This is a genomic window from Salinifilum ghardaiensis (assembly GCF_054491345.1).
In genome coordinates, this window is sequence record NZ_CM137101.1 from 3,345,672 (window position 1) to 3,362,261 (window position 16,590).

Annotated in this window: 13 protein-coding genes; 5 read left to right on the plus strand and 8 right to left on the minus strand. The window is 71.1% G+C overall.

Annotated features, from left to right (window positions below; translation table 11 throughout):
- Positions 1-135: 135 nt before the first annotated feature.
- Positions 136-1,008, plus strand: coding sequence for an IS5 family transposase (locus ACVGV0_RS15185; protein ID WP_459156340.1), 873 nt, complete (start codon positions 136-138; stop codon positions 1,006-1,008).
- A gap of 166 nt (positions 1,009-1,174) precedes the next feature.
- On the opposite strand, the gene ACVGV0_RS15190 is transcribed toward ACVGV0_RS15185, so the two are convergent.
- Positions 1,175-2,215, minus strand: coding sequence for a LacI family DNA-binding transcriptional regulator (locus ACVGV0_RS15190; protein WP_459156341.1), 1,041 nt, complete (start codon positions 2,213-2,215; stop codon positions 1,175-1,177).
- A gap of 285 nt (positions 2,216-2,500) precedes the next feature.
- On the opposite strand from ACVGV0_RS15190, the gene ACVGV0_RS15195 reads away from it, so the two are divergent.
- Both ACVGV0_RS15195 and ACVGV0_RS15200 read left to right on the plus strand, forming a co-directional pair.
- Complete coding sequence (locus ACVGV0_RS15195; RefSeq protein ID WP_459156342.1) at positions 2,501-3,790, plus strand: AGE family epimerase/isomerase; 1,290 nt, start codon at positions 2,501-2,503, stop codon at positions 3,788-3,790.
- Complete coding sequence (locus ACVGV0_RS15200) at positions 3,787-5,244, plus strand: sugar porter family MFS transporter (RefSeq protein WP_459156343.1); 1,458 nt, start codon at positions 3,787-3,789, stop codon at positions 5,242-5,244. The genes ACVGV0_RS15195 and ACVGV0_RS15200 overlap by 4 nt, the downstream gene beginning before the upstream one ends.
- Before the next feature lie 174 nt (positions 5,245-5,418).
- On the opposite strand, the gene ACVGV0_RS15205 is transcribed toward ACVGV0_RS15200, so the two are convergent.
- The 7 genes from ACVGV0_RS15205 to ACVGV0_RS15235 are packed head-to-tail and all read right to left on the minus strand — an operon-like array spanning position 5,419 to position 13,994.
- Complete coding sequence (locus tag ACVGV0_RS15205) at positions 5,419-6,084, minus strand: sirohydrochlorin chelatase (RefSeq protein WP_459156344.1); 666 nt, start codon at positions 6,082-6,084, stop codon at positions 5,419-5,421.
- The gene (locus ACVGV0_RS15210) at positions 6,081-6,251 is read right to left on the minus strand and encodes a hypothetical protein (protein ID WP_459156345.1); all 171 of its coding nucleotides are present in this window, start codon (positions 6,249-6,251) and stop codon (positions 6,081-6,083) included. The genes ACVGV0_RS15205 and ACVGV0_RS15210 overlap by 4 nt, the downstream gene beginning before the upstream one ends.
- Complete coding sequence (gene nirD / locus ACVGV0_RS15215) at positions 6,248-6,571, minus strand: nitrite reductase small subunit NirD (RefSeq protein WP_459156346.1); 324 nt, start codon at positions 6,569-6,571, stop codon at positions 6,248-6,250. Before nirD ends, ACVGV0_RS15210 begins: the two co-directional genes overlap by 4 nt.
- Positions 6,568-9,084: a nitrite reductase large subunit NirB gene (gene nirB, locus ACVGV0_RS15220; RefSeq protein WP_459156347.1), complete on the minus strand. Its 2,517-nt coding sequence runs from the start codon at positions 9,082-9,084 to the stop codon at positions 6,568-6,570. The genes nirD and nirB overlap by 4 nt, the downstream gene beginning before the upstream one ends.
- A complete protein-coding gene (locus tag ACVGV0_RS15225) occupies positions 9,081-10,502 on the minus strand; it encodes an FAD-dependent oxidoreductase (RefSeq protein WP_459156348.1) in 1,422 nt (473 codons plus the stop codon). The genes nirB and ACVGV0_RS15225 overlap by 4 nt, the downstream gene beginning before the upstream one ends.
- Positions 10,499-12,604 carry a molybdopterin oxidoreductase family protein gene (locus tag ACVGV0_RS15230; protein WP_459156349.1) on the minus strand — a complete coding sequence of 702 codons (2,106 nt, stop codon included), beginning with the start codon at positions 12,602-12,604 and terminating at the stop codon, positions 10,499-10,501. The genes ACVGV0_RS15225 and ACVGV0_RS15230 overlap by 4 nt, the downstream gene beginning before the upstream one ends.
- Positions 12,597-13,994, minus strand: a complete 1,398-nt coding sequence (locus ACVGV0_RS15235) for an MFS transporter (RefSeq protein WP_459156350.1) — start codon at positions 13,992-13,994, stop codon at positions 12,597-12,599. The genes ACVGV0_RS15230 and ACVGV0_RS15235 overlap by 8 nt, the downstream gene beginning before the upstream one ends.
- 515 nt (positions 13,995-14,509) lie before the next feature.
- On the opposite strand from ACVGV0_RS15235, the gene ACVGV0_RS15240 reads away from it, so the two are divergent.
- Positions 14,510-15,838 carry an ammonium transporter gene (locus tag ACVGV0_RS15240; RefSeq protein ID WP_459156351.1) on the plus strand — a complete coding sequence of 443 codons (1,329 nt, stop codon included), beginning with the start codon at positions 14,510-14,512 and terminating at the stop codon, positions 15,836-15,838.
- Positions 15,835-16,173 (plus strand): P-II family nitrogen regulator, encoded by a 339-nt coding sequence (locus ACVGV0_RS15245; RefSeq protein WP_459156352.1) that lies wholly within the window; start codon positions 15,835-15,837, stop codon positions 16,171-16,173. The genes ACVGV0_RS15240 and ACVGV0_RS15245 overlap by 4 nt, the downstream gene beginning before the upstream one ends.
- The last annotated feature ends 417 nt before the right edge of the window (positions 16,174-16,590 follow it).

Genomic DNA, 16,590 nt, shown 5'->3' on the forward strand with positions numbered 1-16,590 from the left:
CAACCCTCTCCTGGTTTAGAGGCTGTTCCTGAACTGATCTTGGTCGGTGGGGGCTGCTGCGGAGATGAGAAGGGACTCCTGGTAGGTCGGGTGGTGTTGAGTCAGCCGTCCTACCGAGGAGTCCCGGGTGTCATCGTGCCCGAGTCCGTCGATCACGCACGCGCGGGGTCGACAGTGCTGCCTGCTGGCCACCACGCACCGCCCTTCGTGCAGGTCGCGGCGTTACCCGTCGGATTGACCGACGCCCAGTGGGATGTGATCGAACCTGTGCTGCCGACGCCGGGTTGGCTGGCCGGCAAGGATGGTCGTCGCGCGAAACACTGTCGCCGTGAGATCGTCGACGCGATCTTCTCTGTGGTAGACAACGGCATCAAGTGGCGTGCCCTGCCAGCGGATTTTCCACCCTGGTCCACTGTGTACAACCACTTCGCGGCGTGGGAACAGTACGGTGCGACGCAACACCTCCTCGACGCCCTGCGCGACCGAGCCCGGTTAACCGAAGGCCGCCAGGCCGCGCCGAGTGCCGGGATCATCGATTCTGCCTCGGTCAAAGCTGCGGAGACCGTCGGATCCGGCAGCCGCGGCTTCGACGCGGGCAAGAAGATCAACGGCCGCAAACGGCATATCGCCGTCGACACCGTCGGTCTGCTGATCTGCGTGTTGGTCACCGGAGCCGACCTCCAAGATCGCACCGCCGCCCGCAACCTTCTGGCCAGGCTGCGCTACCTCTGCCCGAGCGTGCGGCGCCTGTGGGCCGACTCCGGCTACACCGGAACCCTCATCGACAGGGCCCGCTCGTTGTTCGGAATCACCATCGACATCGTCGCCAAACTCGCAGGTCAAGTCGGGTTCGTCGTACTGCACCGCCGGTGGGTCGTGGAACGTAGTCTGGCCTGGATCAACCAGCATCGCCGTTGCGTGCGTGACTACGAACACCGGCCTGAACACCACGAAGCCATGGTCCGCTGGACGGCGAGCCACACCCTCAGCAAACGCCTCGCTCGCTAGTTCAGGAACAGCTTCTTAGATCTTGCGATGTATTTTAAGGAAGTTCATCAGCACTGGAATGGTTTCGTAGGTATCAAGAGGGGTAAGTCCCATTGGATAGATATGGATCTGCATAGCCGCGTTCGTCCGTTCGGTTGCTGCCGGGTGGACCAGGAGCGGAACTGGGTCAGCTGGTGGAGGGGGTCGGTGATGGCGCCGGACGTTCCCCCGAGCCGCGTTGGATCAACCGGGTCGGCAACGAGACCCGTTCGGGCGCACCGGTGCCGTCCTCGAGCCGCCGCAGCGCGATCCGGCCGGCGTGGTAGCCCATCTCCCGGGGATCGTTGGCGATCACGCTGATGCCCAGTGACTCGCCGAGGTCGAAGTCGTCGAAGCCGATGAAAGCGCACGCCGGATCGTCGCGCAGCAGCGTGCTGACCGCTCCGACGCTGATCCGGTTGTTGAGGGCGACGATGGCGCTCGGCGGGTCGTCGCGGGCGAGCAGGTCGGCAGTCGCGGAGGCGGCGGAAGCCACGTCGTGGATGTTCGCCAGGACGAGCGTTTCGTCCGGCTCGATACCGGCCTCGGTCAGCGCACCGCGGAACGCGGAGGTCCTCTCCGCGGCAGTGAAGAGCTCGGGGCTGTCCGCCAGTGCAGCGATGCGCCTATGACCACGTGCGGTCAGTTCGTGCACCGCCTTCCGGACGTCGGTGCGGTTGTCCCAGAGCACGCTGTCGGCGACCACCGTGACCGGTGGTCGGTCCAGGAAGATGATCGGCAGCCCGCGGTGTCGTTCCCCCTCGAGGTAGCTGTGGTCGGTCGACGAGGGAACCAGCATCAGGGCGGTGACGCGGCGCTCGAGCATCGCCTGCACAACGACCTTCTCCCGCTCCGGTTCGTCGTCGGTCGAGGCGATGATGAGCTCGAGGTCGTGCTCGCGGAGGGCGTGATCGACGCCTGCGGCGAGCTGGGAGTAGAAGGGGTTGTCGAGGTTGCCGATGACCAGTCCCACGGCGCCGGTGCGCGCGCCCTGACGCAGCTCGCGCGCCAGCCGGTTCGGCCGGAAGTTCAACGCTGCGGCCGCTGCGAAGACGCGCTCACGGGTGTCCGCGCGCACGTTGTTCTCGGCGTTGATCGCCCGCGCCACCGTCTTGGCGCTCACCCCGGCCAGGCGGGCGACATCCTGCAGCGTGGTGTGCCCCTGCCGTTGGGGGAGGTCAGCTGTCATGTCCGCCTCCTTCCTCAGCCGTGACTCTAGCCCCGGACGACGGGGCACCCCGCATCGCCCGCTCCATGTCCATCGATGTCACACACGCCGTCCGGTTCCCCGCGCGACCGTGATCACACCGGTGGCCCGTGGGGTGATTACCAGCGGGTTTCGACGCGGCGAGCGCCGCAAGCATGCGAGACGTTCCATTGACATCGATGACATCGCTGCTAGGTTGACGTGCCAACCGCGGGGTCAACCACGACGAAACAGGCCCCCGGCAGGTCACCACGAAGGAGCGAACAGATGTCCAGTCCCGGCGACCGCGCCTACCTCGCCGCGCAGCGCGCCGATCTCCTGCGGTTCGCCCGGGGCGCCCGTCACGAGCTCGGTTTCGGCTGGCTCGACGACGCCGGTCAGCTCCTCGCGGAGCGCCCCGTCGAACTGTGGATCACCTGCCGGATGACTCACGTGATGAGCCTCGGGGCGCTCGCCGACGAACCCCCGGCCCCCGGAGGACCCGACCGGACCACCCTCACCGCGTTGGCGGCCCACGGCGTGCGTGCGCTCACGACCACCCTGGCCGACGACGAGCACGGCGGCTGGTTCGCCGCGGTGGGGCCGCACGGTCCGGTCGAGGACGCCAAGGAGGCCTACCCCCACGCGTTCGTGTGCCTGGCCGCCAGTTCCGCGGCAGCGGCGGGGATCCCCGGCGCCGACGCCCTGCTCCGCGATGCCGCCGCCGTGCACGAGCGCCACTTCTGGGACGACGAGGCGGGACTGGCGGTCGAGAAGTGGGATCGCACCTGGACGACGCTCGACGACTACCGCGGCATCAACGCCAACATGCACACCGTCGAGGCCTACCTCGCCGTCGGGGACGTCCTCGGCGATCCGGTGTGGCACCGCCGCGCCGGCCGGATCGCCGCCCGCGTCGTCGACTGGGCGCGGGCCAACGACTGGCGCATCCCCGAGCACTTCGACTCCTCCTGGACACCGATGCTCGACCACAACCGCGAACATCCGGCGGACCCCTTCCGCCCGTACGGCGCCACGGTCGGCCACGGGCTGGAATGGGCCAGGCTGCTCGTCGCGGTCAACGCGAGTCTCGGCCAGGCGGCACCGAACGGTCTGCTCGAGGCCGCGATCGCGCTGACTGACCGCGCCGTCGCCGACGGCTGGGCGGCCGACGGTGCCGACGGGTTCGTGTACACCACCGACTGGCAGGGCCGCCCGATCGTCCGGGAACGCATGCACTGGATTCTCGCCGAGGCGATCAACACGGCCGAGACCCTGCGCCGGGTCACCGGCGAGGAGAGGTACGCCGACCTCGCCGACCGCTGGTGGGACTACGTCGACCGCTACCTGGTCGACCACGAGCACGGCTCCTGGCGGCACGAGCTCGACCCCGACAACCTCCCCAGCGCCGAGGTGTGGCCCGGCAAGCCCGATGTCTACCACGCCTACCAGGCAGCGCTCCTGCCCGAGCTCCCGATCGCCCCCTCGTTCGCCGCGGCGCTGGCCGACGGCAGTCGAGGCCGAACCACGACCGCACCCACTGCCCGGCCTCGGACCGAGGAAGGTTCCCCGGCATGAAGGACCGCACCGCACCGACCCCGGCACGCAATCCTGCCGGGAGACAGCTCGCGCTGCGCAGCGCCGTCATCGCCGCTCTCGGCGGCCTGCTGTTCGGCTTCGACACCGCCGTGATCTCCGGCACCACCGACGCGCTGACGCGGGTGTTCTCCCTCAGTGCGGCCGGGCTCGGCTTCACCGTCGCGACGGCCCTGATCGGCACCATCGCCGGTGCCGCCGCGACCGCGATCTGGAAGCCGGCCGACCTGATCGGACGCAAACGGGTCCTCTACGTGATCGGGATCCTCTACCTGGTGTCGGCCCTCGGCTCCGCCCTCGCTCCCGACTGGGTGTCCTTCATGGTGCTGCGCTTCGTCGGCGGTATCGGGGTGGGCGCGGCCGCCGCGGTCGCCCCGATCTACAACGCCGAGATCGCGCCGCCCAAGCTCCGCGGCCGCATGGTGGGACTGTTCCAGTTCAACATCGTGCTCGGCATCCTGCTGGCCTACCTCTCGAACTACGTCGTGCTTCAGCTGGCGCCCGAAGCGACGGGCTGGCGGTGGATGTTCGGCGTTGAGGCGTTGCCCGCGCTCGCGTTCGCGCTGTTGCTCGTCCTGGTGCCGGAGAGCCCCCGTTGGCTGATGAAGGTGGGACGCGCGGAAGAGGCCGAACGCGTGATCGTCGCCCTCACCTCGGAGCCGGACGAGGCGCGGCTGGCTCGCGAGGAGATCACCGAGGCGCTCGGGAGCGACGACGCGGAGCGGCGTGCCACGTTCTTCGCCCGCCCGCACCGCAAGATCATCCTGCTCGCGTTCGCGATCGCGGCGTTCAACCAGCTCTCCGGGATCAACGCGGTGCTCTACTACGCCCCGTCGATTTTCGCGTCGGCCGGGATGGGCGAGAGCGCTTCGTTCCTCAGCAGCGGCGGTGTCGGGCTGATCAACCTGATCTCGACGATGCTCGCGCTCCTCGTGATCGACCGGATCGGACGGCGCAAGTTGATGCTCGTCGGGTCGTTCGGTTACCTGGTCACCCTCGGCGTCCTCGCGGCGACCTTCCTCAGCCAGGGCGAGGCGTTCTCCGGCGCGGCCAGCACGCTCGTCGTGGTCATGGTGATGTTGTTCGTCGCCGCGCACGCCTTCGGCCAGGGCGCGGTCATCTGGGTCTTCATCTCCGAGATCTTCCCGACCTCGATCCGCGCCCGGGGGCAGGCGTTCGGGTCACTGACCCACTGGGGGTTCGCGGCCGCCATCTCCTGGATCTTCCCGTTGCTGGCCGAGGTGGTCGGTGGAGGGATGGCCTTCGCCTTCTTCTTCGCGTGCATGGTCGTCCAGCTCATCTGGGTGCTGGTGCTGATGCCGGAAACCAAGGGCGTGCCGTTGGAGAAGCTGAAGGGCGTCCTCGGAGTGCAGGAACACCCGGGCGTCCACCCGAACTCCGGTCAGTCCGGGGGTGAACCCTCCTCCCACGACTGACCGAACCGCGAACGGCGTTTTCGGGGGCTGCAGAAACATCGGAGCGATCGTGTGGTTGCCCGAACCTCGATCCACTGCCCCGCGGCTCCAGCGAGGATCGCGCACATCGACGGAGCGGTCCGAGCGGTGGTGGGTCCCGGGTCGTCCGTTCGCATCAGCGGTCGTTGAGCCGCGTCAGGAGGCTGACAACGCGAAGCTTTCCTCGTATCGCCGCACTACCAGGTCGATGACGCGCGGGTGCGCTCCGATCGGTGCGGCGACTCCGCGTACCGGCAGCTTTGCCAGTTCGCGGTGGAACAGCCCGGGAGCGAGCAGGTAGGGCGCGATGAACGCCGGGCGGTGGCACACTGCGGCCGTGCGCGGCTCGGCCGCGGTGACGTAGGTGGCTGACAAGGTTTGCCCGCACGCGCGGCCGAGCATCCCGGCGGCTCCGCAAGTCTCCTGCAACGCCCTGGGGTCGGTCGAGCCGGCCGCGGAGAACATCACCTCTGCGCCGGGGCGCCAGCCCGCTTCGCGCAGACGGTCCCGCATCGCCACCGCCAGCTCCGGTGCCGGCCCCAGTGCCGGGCTGACCAGCACGTCGTTCCTCGCCGAGGAGGCCATACCTGCGGGAACGTCGCTGCGCACGTGGTATCCGGACGACAAGAACGCCGGCACCACCACGAACGGTCCCGGATCGGCCCGCAGCACGTCGGCGATCGTGGGACCGATGACGTCGACGTAGGCGGTGTGCACCGGCACGTCCAGTCGCGCCGAGACTCGTGCAGCGATGGCGTTGATGACGCGCGGCCCGGCCGGCTCGCGTGTGCCGTGTGCGGCCAGCAGTACCCTCGAACTCACGCGTCGTCCCCTCGCGCCCCGTCCGTCTCCGGTTTCAGCGGCAGGATCCGCAGCGCCGGACCGCGCACGACCTCCGCGCCGCTGCGCCGCCCGCGGCGCGGCGAGATCCTCGACCCGCCCCGCGCCGCCGCGACGGCCACCGTGAAACCCGCCAGCGGTTCGGTCATGGAACGGCGATCTCCACCACGTTCTGCCGGTTCCGCACCGGGTACACCGGCAGCGTCATCTCAGGCTCGTCCAGGCACTGCCCGGTGCGCAGGGCGAAGACCTGTTTGAGCAGGGGTGAGGCCACCGTCGGCTCGCCCTCGCGGTCCCCGACGATGCCGCGGCTGATCACCCCCGCCCCGAAGAACGGGTCCACGTTGCTCACGGCGAACAACTCCTCCTCGCGCGTGCGGAACACCGCCACCGGGTGGTCACCGACCAGCACCGGCATGCCGCACTCCGGCTGCAGGCGCGTCACGTCGCAGACGGGCAACCAACTCATGCCTGGACCTCCTCGCGGTCGCGGACCGCCGGCTGCGGCAGCGTCACCGGATTCGGCCGGATCTGCCCCCGCTCCTCGGTGAAACTGATCGTCGGATCGGGCGTCTCCGGTGCGTTGACGAACGACACGAACCGCGCCAGCTTGTCCGGGTCGCGCAGCACCGCCGCCCACTCGTCGGTGTAATCGACGACGTGCTGGTGCATCGCCTCCTCCAGGTCCGCGCAGATGCCCAGCGCGTCGTCCACGACCACCGACCGCAGGTGCTCCAGGCCGCCGTCCAGCTCCTCCAGCCACGCCGACGTGCGCTGCAACCGGTCGGCCGAGCGGATGTAGAACACGAGGAACCGGTCGACGAGCCGGATCAACTCGTCGTCGCCGAGATCACCGGCCAGCAGCTGCGCGTGCCGCGGGGCGAACCCACCGTTGCCGCCGACGTAGAGGTTCCACCCGTTCTCAGTGGCGATCACTCCGAAGTCCTTGCTGTTGGCCTCAGCGCACTCGCGGGCGCAGCCGGACACCGCCGCCTTGATCTTGTGCGGCGAGCGCAACCCCCGGTAGCGCAGCTCCAGGCGGATCGCCATGCTCACCGAGTCCTGCACGCCGTAGCGGCACCAGTCGTTGCCGACGCAGGACTTCACCGTGCGCAGCGCCTTGCCGTAGGCGTGGCCGGACTCGAAGCCCGCGTCGACCAGCCGCTGCCAGATCTGCGGCAGCTGCTCCACCCGCGCGCCGAACAGGTCCACCCGCTGCCCACCGGTGATCTTGGTGTACAGCCCGAAGTCCCGGGCGACCTCGCCGAGCACGATGAGCTTGTCCGGGGTGATCTCCCCGCCCGGCACGCGCGGAACCACCGAGTACGTTCCGTTGCGCTGCATGTTCGCCAGGAACCGGTCGTTGGTGTCCTGCAGCGCGGCCTGCTCGCCGTCGAGGACGTGCCCCGTGCCGAGGCTGGCCAGGATCGACGCCACCGCCGGCTTGCAGATCGCGCAGCCGCTGCCGCTGCCGTAGCGAGAGATGAGCTCGGAGAACGAGGTGATCGTCGTGGCGCGGACGATCTCGAACAGCTCCGCGCGCGACTGGGCGAAGTGCTCGCACAGCGCCTTCGAGGTGACCACGCCGCACTCGCCGAGCAGCTTGGTCAACATCGGCACGCACGAACCGCAGCTCGTGCCCGCCTTCGTCCGCGCCTTGAGGCCCCCCACATCGGTCGCGCCCTCCTGGACCGCACCGACGACGGCGTCCTTGCAGACGTTGTTGCACGAGCACACCGTGGCGTCCCCGGGCAGCCCGCCGGCGCCGACCTCGGCCCCGGCGGGCAGCAGCAGCTGCTCCGGCGGTGCCGGCAGCTCGCGACCCACCAGCGGCCGCAGCGTGCCGTAGGCGGCGGCATCGCCGACGAGCACCCCGCCCAGCAGCGTCTGCGCGTCATCGCTGAGCACGAGCTTGGCGTAGGTGCCGGCAGCGTTGTTGGTGTAGACGACCTCCAACGCGCCCGCGGACCGGCCGTGCGCGTCGCCGAAACTGGCCACGTCCACGCCCAGCAACTTCAGCTTCGTCGACAGGTCCGCGCCCGGGAAGGTGCCTGCACCACCGGCGACGAGCTGCTCGGCCACACCCTCGGCCATGCTGTAACCCGGCGCGACCAGGCCGTAGCACTGACCCGCCACGGCGGCGCACTCGCCGACGGCCCAGATGCGCTCGTCGGCGGTGCGGCACTGCTCGTCGACGAGGAAACCCCCGCGCTCGCCGCGTTCCAACCCGGTCGGCTCGGCCAGGTCATCGCACGGACGCACCCCGGCGGAGAAGACCACGACGTCGGTGGCCAGCACGGTGCCGTCGCCGAGCGTCACCGCGGTGACCCGGCCGTACCCGCCGTCGATGGACTGCGTGGCCGCGCCGCAGTGCGTGCTCAACCCCAGGTCGGTGACCAGCCCGTCGAGCACCTGGCCGCCGCCCTCGTCGACCTGCAGCGGCATCAGCCGCGGCGCCATTTCCACCACGTGCGTGTCCATGCCGAGCAGCCGCAGCGCGTTCGCCGCCTCCAACCCGAGCAGACCACCCCCGACGACCACACCGGGGCGCCCCGCCACGGCCGCCTGCCGGATCGCGTCGAGGTCCTCGATGGTGCGGTAGACGAAGCAGCCGTCCAGTTCCCGCCCCGGCACCGGCGGCACGAACGGGCGCGAACCCGTGGCGAGCACGAGCGCGTCGTAGGCGAACACCGCGCCCTCGCGGGTGGTCACCTGCTGCGCATCGCGGTCGATGCCGGTCACCGGGTTGCCGAGGTGCAGCTGTACCATCGGGTCGGCGAACAGCTCCCCGCTGCCGAGGCTCAGCTCTTCCGCGGTCGTGCCCTGGATGTACGACGACAGTGCCACTCGGTCGTAGGCTGGCCGCTCCTCTTCGGCGAACACGAGCACGCGCCACGCGTCGGCGTTGTCGCGCGCCCGCATCTCCTCGACGAGCCGGTGGCCCACCATGCCGTGGCCGATGATGATCAGCGTGCTGGTCATGTGGCGTCCTCCTGGATTCGATCGGTGCGGTCGTCCGCGGTGCGGCACAGGCGTTCGATCACCGGCAGGCAGCCCCCGCAGCCGGTGGTGGCCCGGGTGGCCCGGGCGAACTCCGGCACCGTCCGCGCCCCGTCGTCGCGGGCTGCGAGCACGGACTCCTTCGTGACGTTGTTGCAGTGGCACACCACGGCGTCGTCCGGCAGCTCCCCACCGCCGGTTCCGGTGCGTTCCGGCAGTCCCAGCAGCAGCGACAGCCGACTGCGCGGCACCGGAGCACCTCGCTCGTACAGCTGGGTCAGCGCGGCGATCGCCGCGGGCAGACCGAACAGCACCGCCCCGAGCAACCGGTCGCCGCGCAGCGCCAACCGGGCATAGCGCCACCGCGCCGGGTCAGACAACGTCACCGTGCTCACCTGCGGCGCCGCGTCCGGATCGCCGAGCACGGCCACGTCCACGTCCCGCGTGCGCGGCCGCATCACCCGCGCCGCCGTCGGCCGGTGCGGCTCGCCACCAGTCAACGCCCGCGCCACCGCCTCCGCCTGGTCCCAGCCGGAGCTGAGCTGCCCGGCCGGCAACTGCGGATGTTCGGCGCAGTCGCCGATCGCGAAGACGTGCGGATCCGAGGTGCTCCCCGCGGCGTTGACGACCACGCCGTCACGCACCGCCAGGCCCGCCCGCGCCGCCAGCTCCACGGCCGGCCGCGCACCGACGCAGGTCAGCACGTGCGCGGCCGCGACGTGCGCACCGTCGTCCAGCTCCACCCCGCCGGCGCGGCGGGCCACCGCCGTGCGCTCCAGCCGCAGGTCCACGCCGAGCTCGCGCAGCTGCGCGGCGAGCATCCCGCCGGAGGAACCATCCAGCTGCCGGTTCATCGGCCAGGCCCGGCGGTGCACCAACGTCACCGCGCGCCCCCGGGTCCGCAGCGCGCAGGCCACCTCCACGCCGAGCACCCCGCCACCGAGCACCGCGACCGGGCCGTTGCCGCCGTCCAGCCGCGCGCAGTCGCCCAGCGTGCGCGGTGACCACACCGGCGGTTCCGCGGTCGCCTCCGCGCCGGCCGTCGCGACAGCCCCGGGACCCTCCGCGGCGCCGGGAGCGCCCTCCCGCGAGACCGACCCGGTGGCCAGCACCAGCGCGTCGTAGTCGAAACACCGCCCGTCGGTGGTGGACACGGTCTTGCCCACGGTGTCGACCGCGGCCACGCGCACCCCGCGGTGCACCTGCGCGCCCACGTCGGGCAGCACCGCGTCCTGCGCACGCAGCGACCCGGCCAGCACCGACGGCAGCAGCACCCGGTTGTACGCCGGCGCGTCCTCCGCGCCGAGCACCACGACCCCACCGCTGTAACCGTGCTCGCGCAGCCGCGTGACCAGCTGGTGCGCGCACGGCCCGTTGCCCACGATCACGATTCCGCTCATGCCGCGCCCTCCACCGGTTCCAGGCGCACCGCGCTGATCTTGAACTCGGGCATGCGGCTGCGCGGGTCCAGCGCGTCCCCGGTCAGCAGGTTCGCCCGCCCCTCGGCGGCGAAGTGGAACGGCACGAACACCGTGTCCGGCCGCATGCTCGCCACCACCCGCACGCGCACCACCGCGCTGCCGCGCCGCGAGGACACCCGCGCCCACGCGCCCTCGGACACGCCGGATCGCGCCGCCGTGTCCGGGTGCACCTGCACGGACGCCGCGGCGTCGGCCGCGTTGAGCTCCGGCACCCGCCGCGTCTGCGCCCCCGACTGGTACTGCGCCAGCAGCCGCCCGGTCGTCGCCGCCAGCGGGAACTCCTCGTCCGGGATCTCCGCCGGTTCGCGGTACTCCACCGCCGCGAACCGGGCCCGCCCGTCGGCGTGCGCGAACCCGTCGAGGAACATCCGCGGCGTTCCCGGGTGCTCCCCGCCCGGGCAGGGCCAGTGCAGCGCCTCACCCGCGTCGATCCGCTCGTAGCTGATGCCGGAGTAGTCGGCCGCGCCGCCCGCCGAAGCGCGCCGCAGCTCGGCGAACACCTCCCGCGGCTCGTCCGGGAACCGCTCGGCCGGCTGGCCCAGCCGCACCGCCAACTCCCGCAACACCGCCAGGTCGCTGCGCACCGCCCCCGGCGGTGCGTGCAGCGCGCGCCGCCGCAGCACCCGCCCTTCGAGGTTGGTCATCGTGCCTTCTTCCTCGGCCCACTGGCACACCGGCAGCACGACGTCGGCCACGCGCGCCGTCTCCGAAGGGACGAAGTCGGCCACCACCAGCAGGTCCAACGCGGCCAACCGCTCGGTCACGTGGGCCGAGCGCGGCGCCGACACCACAGGGTTGGAACCGAACACGAACAACCCGGACGGCCCGTCGTCGCGGCCGAGCGCGTCGAACAGCTCGTAGCCGGACCGGCCCGGCCCGGGCAGCGACGCGGTCGGCACGCCCCACACGGCGGCCAGGTGCTCCCGCGCGGCCGGATCGGTGATCATCCGGTAGCCGGGCAGCTGGTCGGCCTTCTGCCCGTGCTCCCGCCCACCCTGGCCGTTGCCCTGCCCGGTCAGGCAGCCGTACCCGCTGCCCACGCGGCCGGGCAACCCCAGCACCAGGGCCAGGTTGATGAACGCGGCCGTGGTGTCGGTGCCGGTGCTGTGCTGCTCCACCCCACGGCCGGTGAGCAGGTAAGCGTTGCCCGCCTCGGCGAGCATCCGCACCGCCGCGCGCTGGTCCGCCACCGGCACGCCGGTGACGCGCTCCACCCGCTGCGGCCACCAGTGCATCACCTGCGGCCTGGCCTCCTCGAAACCGCGGGTGCGGTCGGCCACGTAGTCCCGATCCACGTGGCCGTCGATGATCGCCAGGTGCAGCAGCCCCATCGCCAGGGCCAGATCGCTGCCGGGTGCTGGCTGCAGGTGCAGCGCGGCCTGCTCGGCCGTGGCCGTGCGCCGCGGGTCGATGACCACCAGCTGGGAGCCGGTCAGGTGGCGCATCAGCGGCGGCATCGTCTCGCCCGGATTCGCCCCCGCCAGCAGCACCACGTCGGCTCCGTCGAAATCGGTCACGGGGAACGGCAACCCGCGGTCCACGCCGAACGCCGCCGTGCCGGCCGCCGCGGCCGAGGACATGCAGAACCGGCCGTTGTAGTCGATCTGCGCAGTACCCAGCGCCACACGGGCGAACTTGCCCAGCTGATAGGCCTTCTCATTGGTCAACCCGCCGCCGCCGAACACGGCCACCGCGTCTGCGCCGCGCGCGGCCCGCAGTGCGGTCACCCGCTCGGCGATCACCTCCAGCGCCGTGTCCCAGTCCACCGGCACGAGCTGCCCCTCGCGGCGCAGCAGCGGCTGCTCCAGGCGGTCGGCGGTGTCCAGCAGTTCGGGAGCGGTCCACCCCTTCTGGCACAGGCCACCCTGGTTGACCGGGAACTCCGATGGGCGCACCGCGACGCCCTCCGCCGCGCGGTGCAGGTAGGTGCCGCATTGCAGCGCGCAGTACGGGCAGTGCGTGTGCACCTCACCGGTCGGCGCGTCCGACATGACCGCAGCGAGCGACGACTGCTCAGACATGTTCCACCTCCGAGGTGGCGTTCGCGGGCGTTCCGGTGCACGACGCGTCCGACAACCCCCGCGAGCGCCGCAGGTACACCGCCCAGATCAGCAGGGCGCAGCAGACGTAGAAGGCCAGAAACACCAGCAGCGCGGTATCGCCGTCACCGGCCGGACCGCCGTAGGAGGCGCGGAAGGCCAGGTTGATGAACACCCCGCCCAACGCGCCGAGCGCACCGGTGATGCTGATGACCGCGCCGGAAACCCGGCGCGAGCGCTCCCGCGCCGTGCCCGGATCCGCTCCCGCGGCCACCGCGGAGGCAGCCTGCTCGGCGAACACCGCCGGGATCATCGTGGTCACCGCCCCGTTGCCCACACCGGTGAGCACGAACAGCGCGATGAACGCCGCCAGGTACAGCGGGAACGAGGCCACCGCGGAGGCGTGCAGCAGCACCGCCGTGCCCGCCGCCATGCCGAGGAAGTTCGCCAGCGTCAGCCGCGCCCCGCCGATGACGTCGGCCAGCCGGCCGCCCACCGGGCGCGACAGCGATCCCAGCAGGGGGCCCAGGAACGTGTACGAGGCCGCCTGCAGCGCACCGAAACCGAACTCGGTCTGCAGCACGAGCCCGAAGGCGAAGCTGTATCCGATGAACGAACCGAACGTGCCGACGTACAGCAGCGACAGCAGCCAGGTGTGCCGCTCGCGCACCGCTTCGACCTGCGCACCCGGCCGGGCTCGGACGGCGTCGATGTCGTCCATGCCCAGTGCGGCACCCAACGCCGCCAGCACGATCAGCGGCAGGTACACCACGCACACGTACGCCGGATGCGCATCCCCTGCGGTGGCGATGATCAGCAGCCCGATCAGCTGCATCGTCGCCACGCCGATGTTGCCGCCGCCCGCGTTGAGCCCCAGCGCCCAACCCTGCTCGCTCCGGGGGTAGAACGCGGCGATGTTCGTCATCGAGGAGGCGAAGGTGGCCCCGCCGACACCGCTGGTCGCACCGACGAGCACGAACACCCACAGCGGCGCGCCCGGGTGGTGCACGAGCACGGCCGCCGCGAGGGTCGGTACCAGCAGCAGCGCCGAGGCGATGATCGTCCAGGTGCGACCGCCGAAGCGCGTCACTGCCGCGCTGTAGGGCAGCCGCAGTACCGCACCCACGAGCGTCGGCAGCACCCCGAGCAGGAACTTCTCCCCGGCGGTGAAGTCGAAACCGATGTCCGGTGACAGGAACAGCACCAGCACCGACCAGAAGTTCCACACCGAGAAGCCGACGTGCTCGGCGAAGATCGACAGCACGAGGTTCCGCCGCGCCACCCGGCGTCCCGTGCGCTCCCAGAAGGCGCGGTCTTCGGGGTCCCAGCCCTCGCGCCAGCGCCCGATCGCGCGCACAGCGTCAGTCGCCACCGGCGTCTCCTTTCCTCGGCGTGCCGACGACGCTAGGAACGGGATGTTTCCAGCGGCGTTGCTTACGTGTTACGCGGCGAAAAACATCGCTCACGGCATGACCGGCGCTGCGGTGAGCGCTCCGCCCGCAGGCGGGGTCGCCGCGTGGCCGTCCGGGTGCGCGCATGCGCTCCCGCGTCCCGCACCGATGCGCGGTAGACGCTGTGCACAGTCGATTGCCCCCGGACGGGCGGTACGCGGTGGAACGGCACCGCGCCGAGCGGAGCTGTCCTGGGCACCGAGCCAAGCGTTGATCGCGAAACTGCTGAGCCGACGGCACGTGCCGCTTCGCGAGCGCGCGTCGCGCCAGAGGCTTCACGAGACCGCTGATCGCGCCGAACCCCAGGTCTTTCCCGGGGAAACGAACTCGTCACAGACACGAGCGTTCGTTTACGCAGAAGTGTTGCGAACGGACACATCCCGGAAACACCGGCCTCCGAGACTGCGGTGCGACAGCAACTTCAGGGAGGTGTTCCGTGGACACTGGTGACACTGCGTGGGTTTTGATCAGTGCGGCCCTGGTGCTGCTGATGACACCCGGACTCGCGTTCTTCTACGGCGGCATGGTGCGCTCGCGCGGCGTGCTGAACATGCTCATGATGAGCTTCGGCAGCATCGCGGTGATCGGCGTGCTGTGGGTGCTCTTCGGCTATTCGCTGGCCTTCGGCCCGGACGTGGGCGGCCTCGGGCTGCTCGGTGCCCCGGACGAGTTCTTTGGCCTCGGCGCGCTTCTCGAGGACGGGGAGCTGGAAGGCACGGTGCCGACGATCGCCTTCGCCGGCTTCCAGGCGATGTTCGCGATCCTGACCGTGGCCCTCATCTCCGGGGCGATCGCGGACCGGGCCCGGTTCGGCCCGTGGCTGCTGTTCGCCGCACTGTGGGCCGCGGTGGTGTACTTCCCGGTCGCGCACTGGGTCTTCGCGTTCGACGTGACCGACGCGGCGGGCAACGTGCTCGCCCCCGGCGGCTGGATCGCGAACCGGCTGGGCGCGATCGACTTCGCCGGCGGGACCGCCGTGCACATCAACTCCGGTGCGGCGGCGCTGGCGCTGGCCCTCGTGCTCGGCAAGCGGCGCGGCTGGCCCGAGAATCCGGGCAAGCCGCACAACCTGCCGCTGGTGGTGCTCGGCGCTGCCCTGCTCTGGTTCGGCTGGTTCGGGTTCAACGCCGGCTCGGCGCTGGCGGCCAACACCGAGGCCGCGGTCGCGGTGGTGAACACGCTCGTCGCCACCAGCGCGGCCATCCTCGGCTGGCTTCTGGTGGAACGCCTGCGGGACGGCCACGCCACCACGCTCGGCGCCGCCTCCGGCATCGTGGCGGGGCTCGTGGCCATCACCCCCGCGGCGAACTCCGTGACCCCGCTCGGGGCGATCGCGATCGGCGCGCTCACCGGGGTCCTTTGCGCCTGGGCGGTCACGTGGAAGTTCCGCCTCGGCCTCGACGACTCGCTCGACGTCGTCGGCATCCACCTGGTGGGCGGCCTCCTCGGCACCGTGCTGGTGGGGCTCTTCGCCTCGCCGAACGCACCCGAAGGCATCGCGGGACTGTTCTACGGCGGTGGCGTCGACCAGCTGTGGCGCCAGGCCGTCGGGGCCGCCGCGGTGCTGGCCTACTCGTTCGCCGCCAGCCTCGTCCTGGCGTGGGCGGTCGAGGCCGTTCTCGGGTTCCGCATCGCGCCGGAGCGGGAAGCCGTCGGCATCGACGAGTCCGAACACGCGGAATCCGCGTACCACTTCGCCGAGGAGCGCATCGGCCGTTCGACCCTCGGGCGGCGCGACCGAGCACGGGAAGGAGCCCCCGCATGAAGATGATCACCGCCGTCGTGCAGCCGTCCGCACTGGACGAACTCGAGAAAGCGCTGGCGCGGACCGGAGTGCTCGGCATGACGGTCAGCCAGGCCAACGGCTACGGGCGGCAGAAGGGCCACCGCGAGGTCTACCGCGGCACCGAGCACTCCGTGGACTTCCTGCCGAAGCTCCGGGTCGAGGTGCTCGTCCCGGACGACGCGGTGGACACCACGCTGGACAGGATCACCGAGGCGGTGCGCACCGGCAACGTCGGCGACGGCAAGATCTGGGTCACGCCCGTGGAGCACGTCGTGCGCGTGCGCACCGGTGAGACCGGCGAAGACGCGGTCTGATCAGGGTCCGGGCACTCCGCGTCCACGACGGGAGCGCGGAATGCCCCGGCCGGTGACGGTCGACGAGGTCCCGTCCGGCGCCCCGCCCCTCGTGCACCGCTTCCGAGATCGCCGCGATGTTCGAGGGCGCGATCACGCGAGGAACCGGCGGAGCTGCAGCAGCGGAAACCACCCACGCATCGGCTTTCCCGTCGTCGACGCCGGAACGCGCCAACTGCTGCACGACAGCACCTACTCCCGAACTCGCCGCCACCCCCCGAGTCCGGGTTGCACCACCCCTGGACCTGCTCGGCGACCTCGTCCGGTTCCCGACGCTCAGCGCGCAGTAGGTCTGGTGCGAGTAGACGGCAGGCTCGGAGAGCTTCATGCGCTCTCCCTTCCACGCGAAGGCGGCGGTGGGAAACTGGGTCGGGCGTG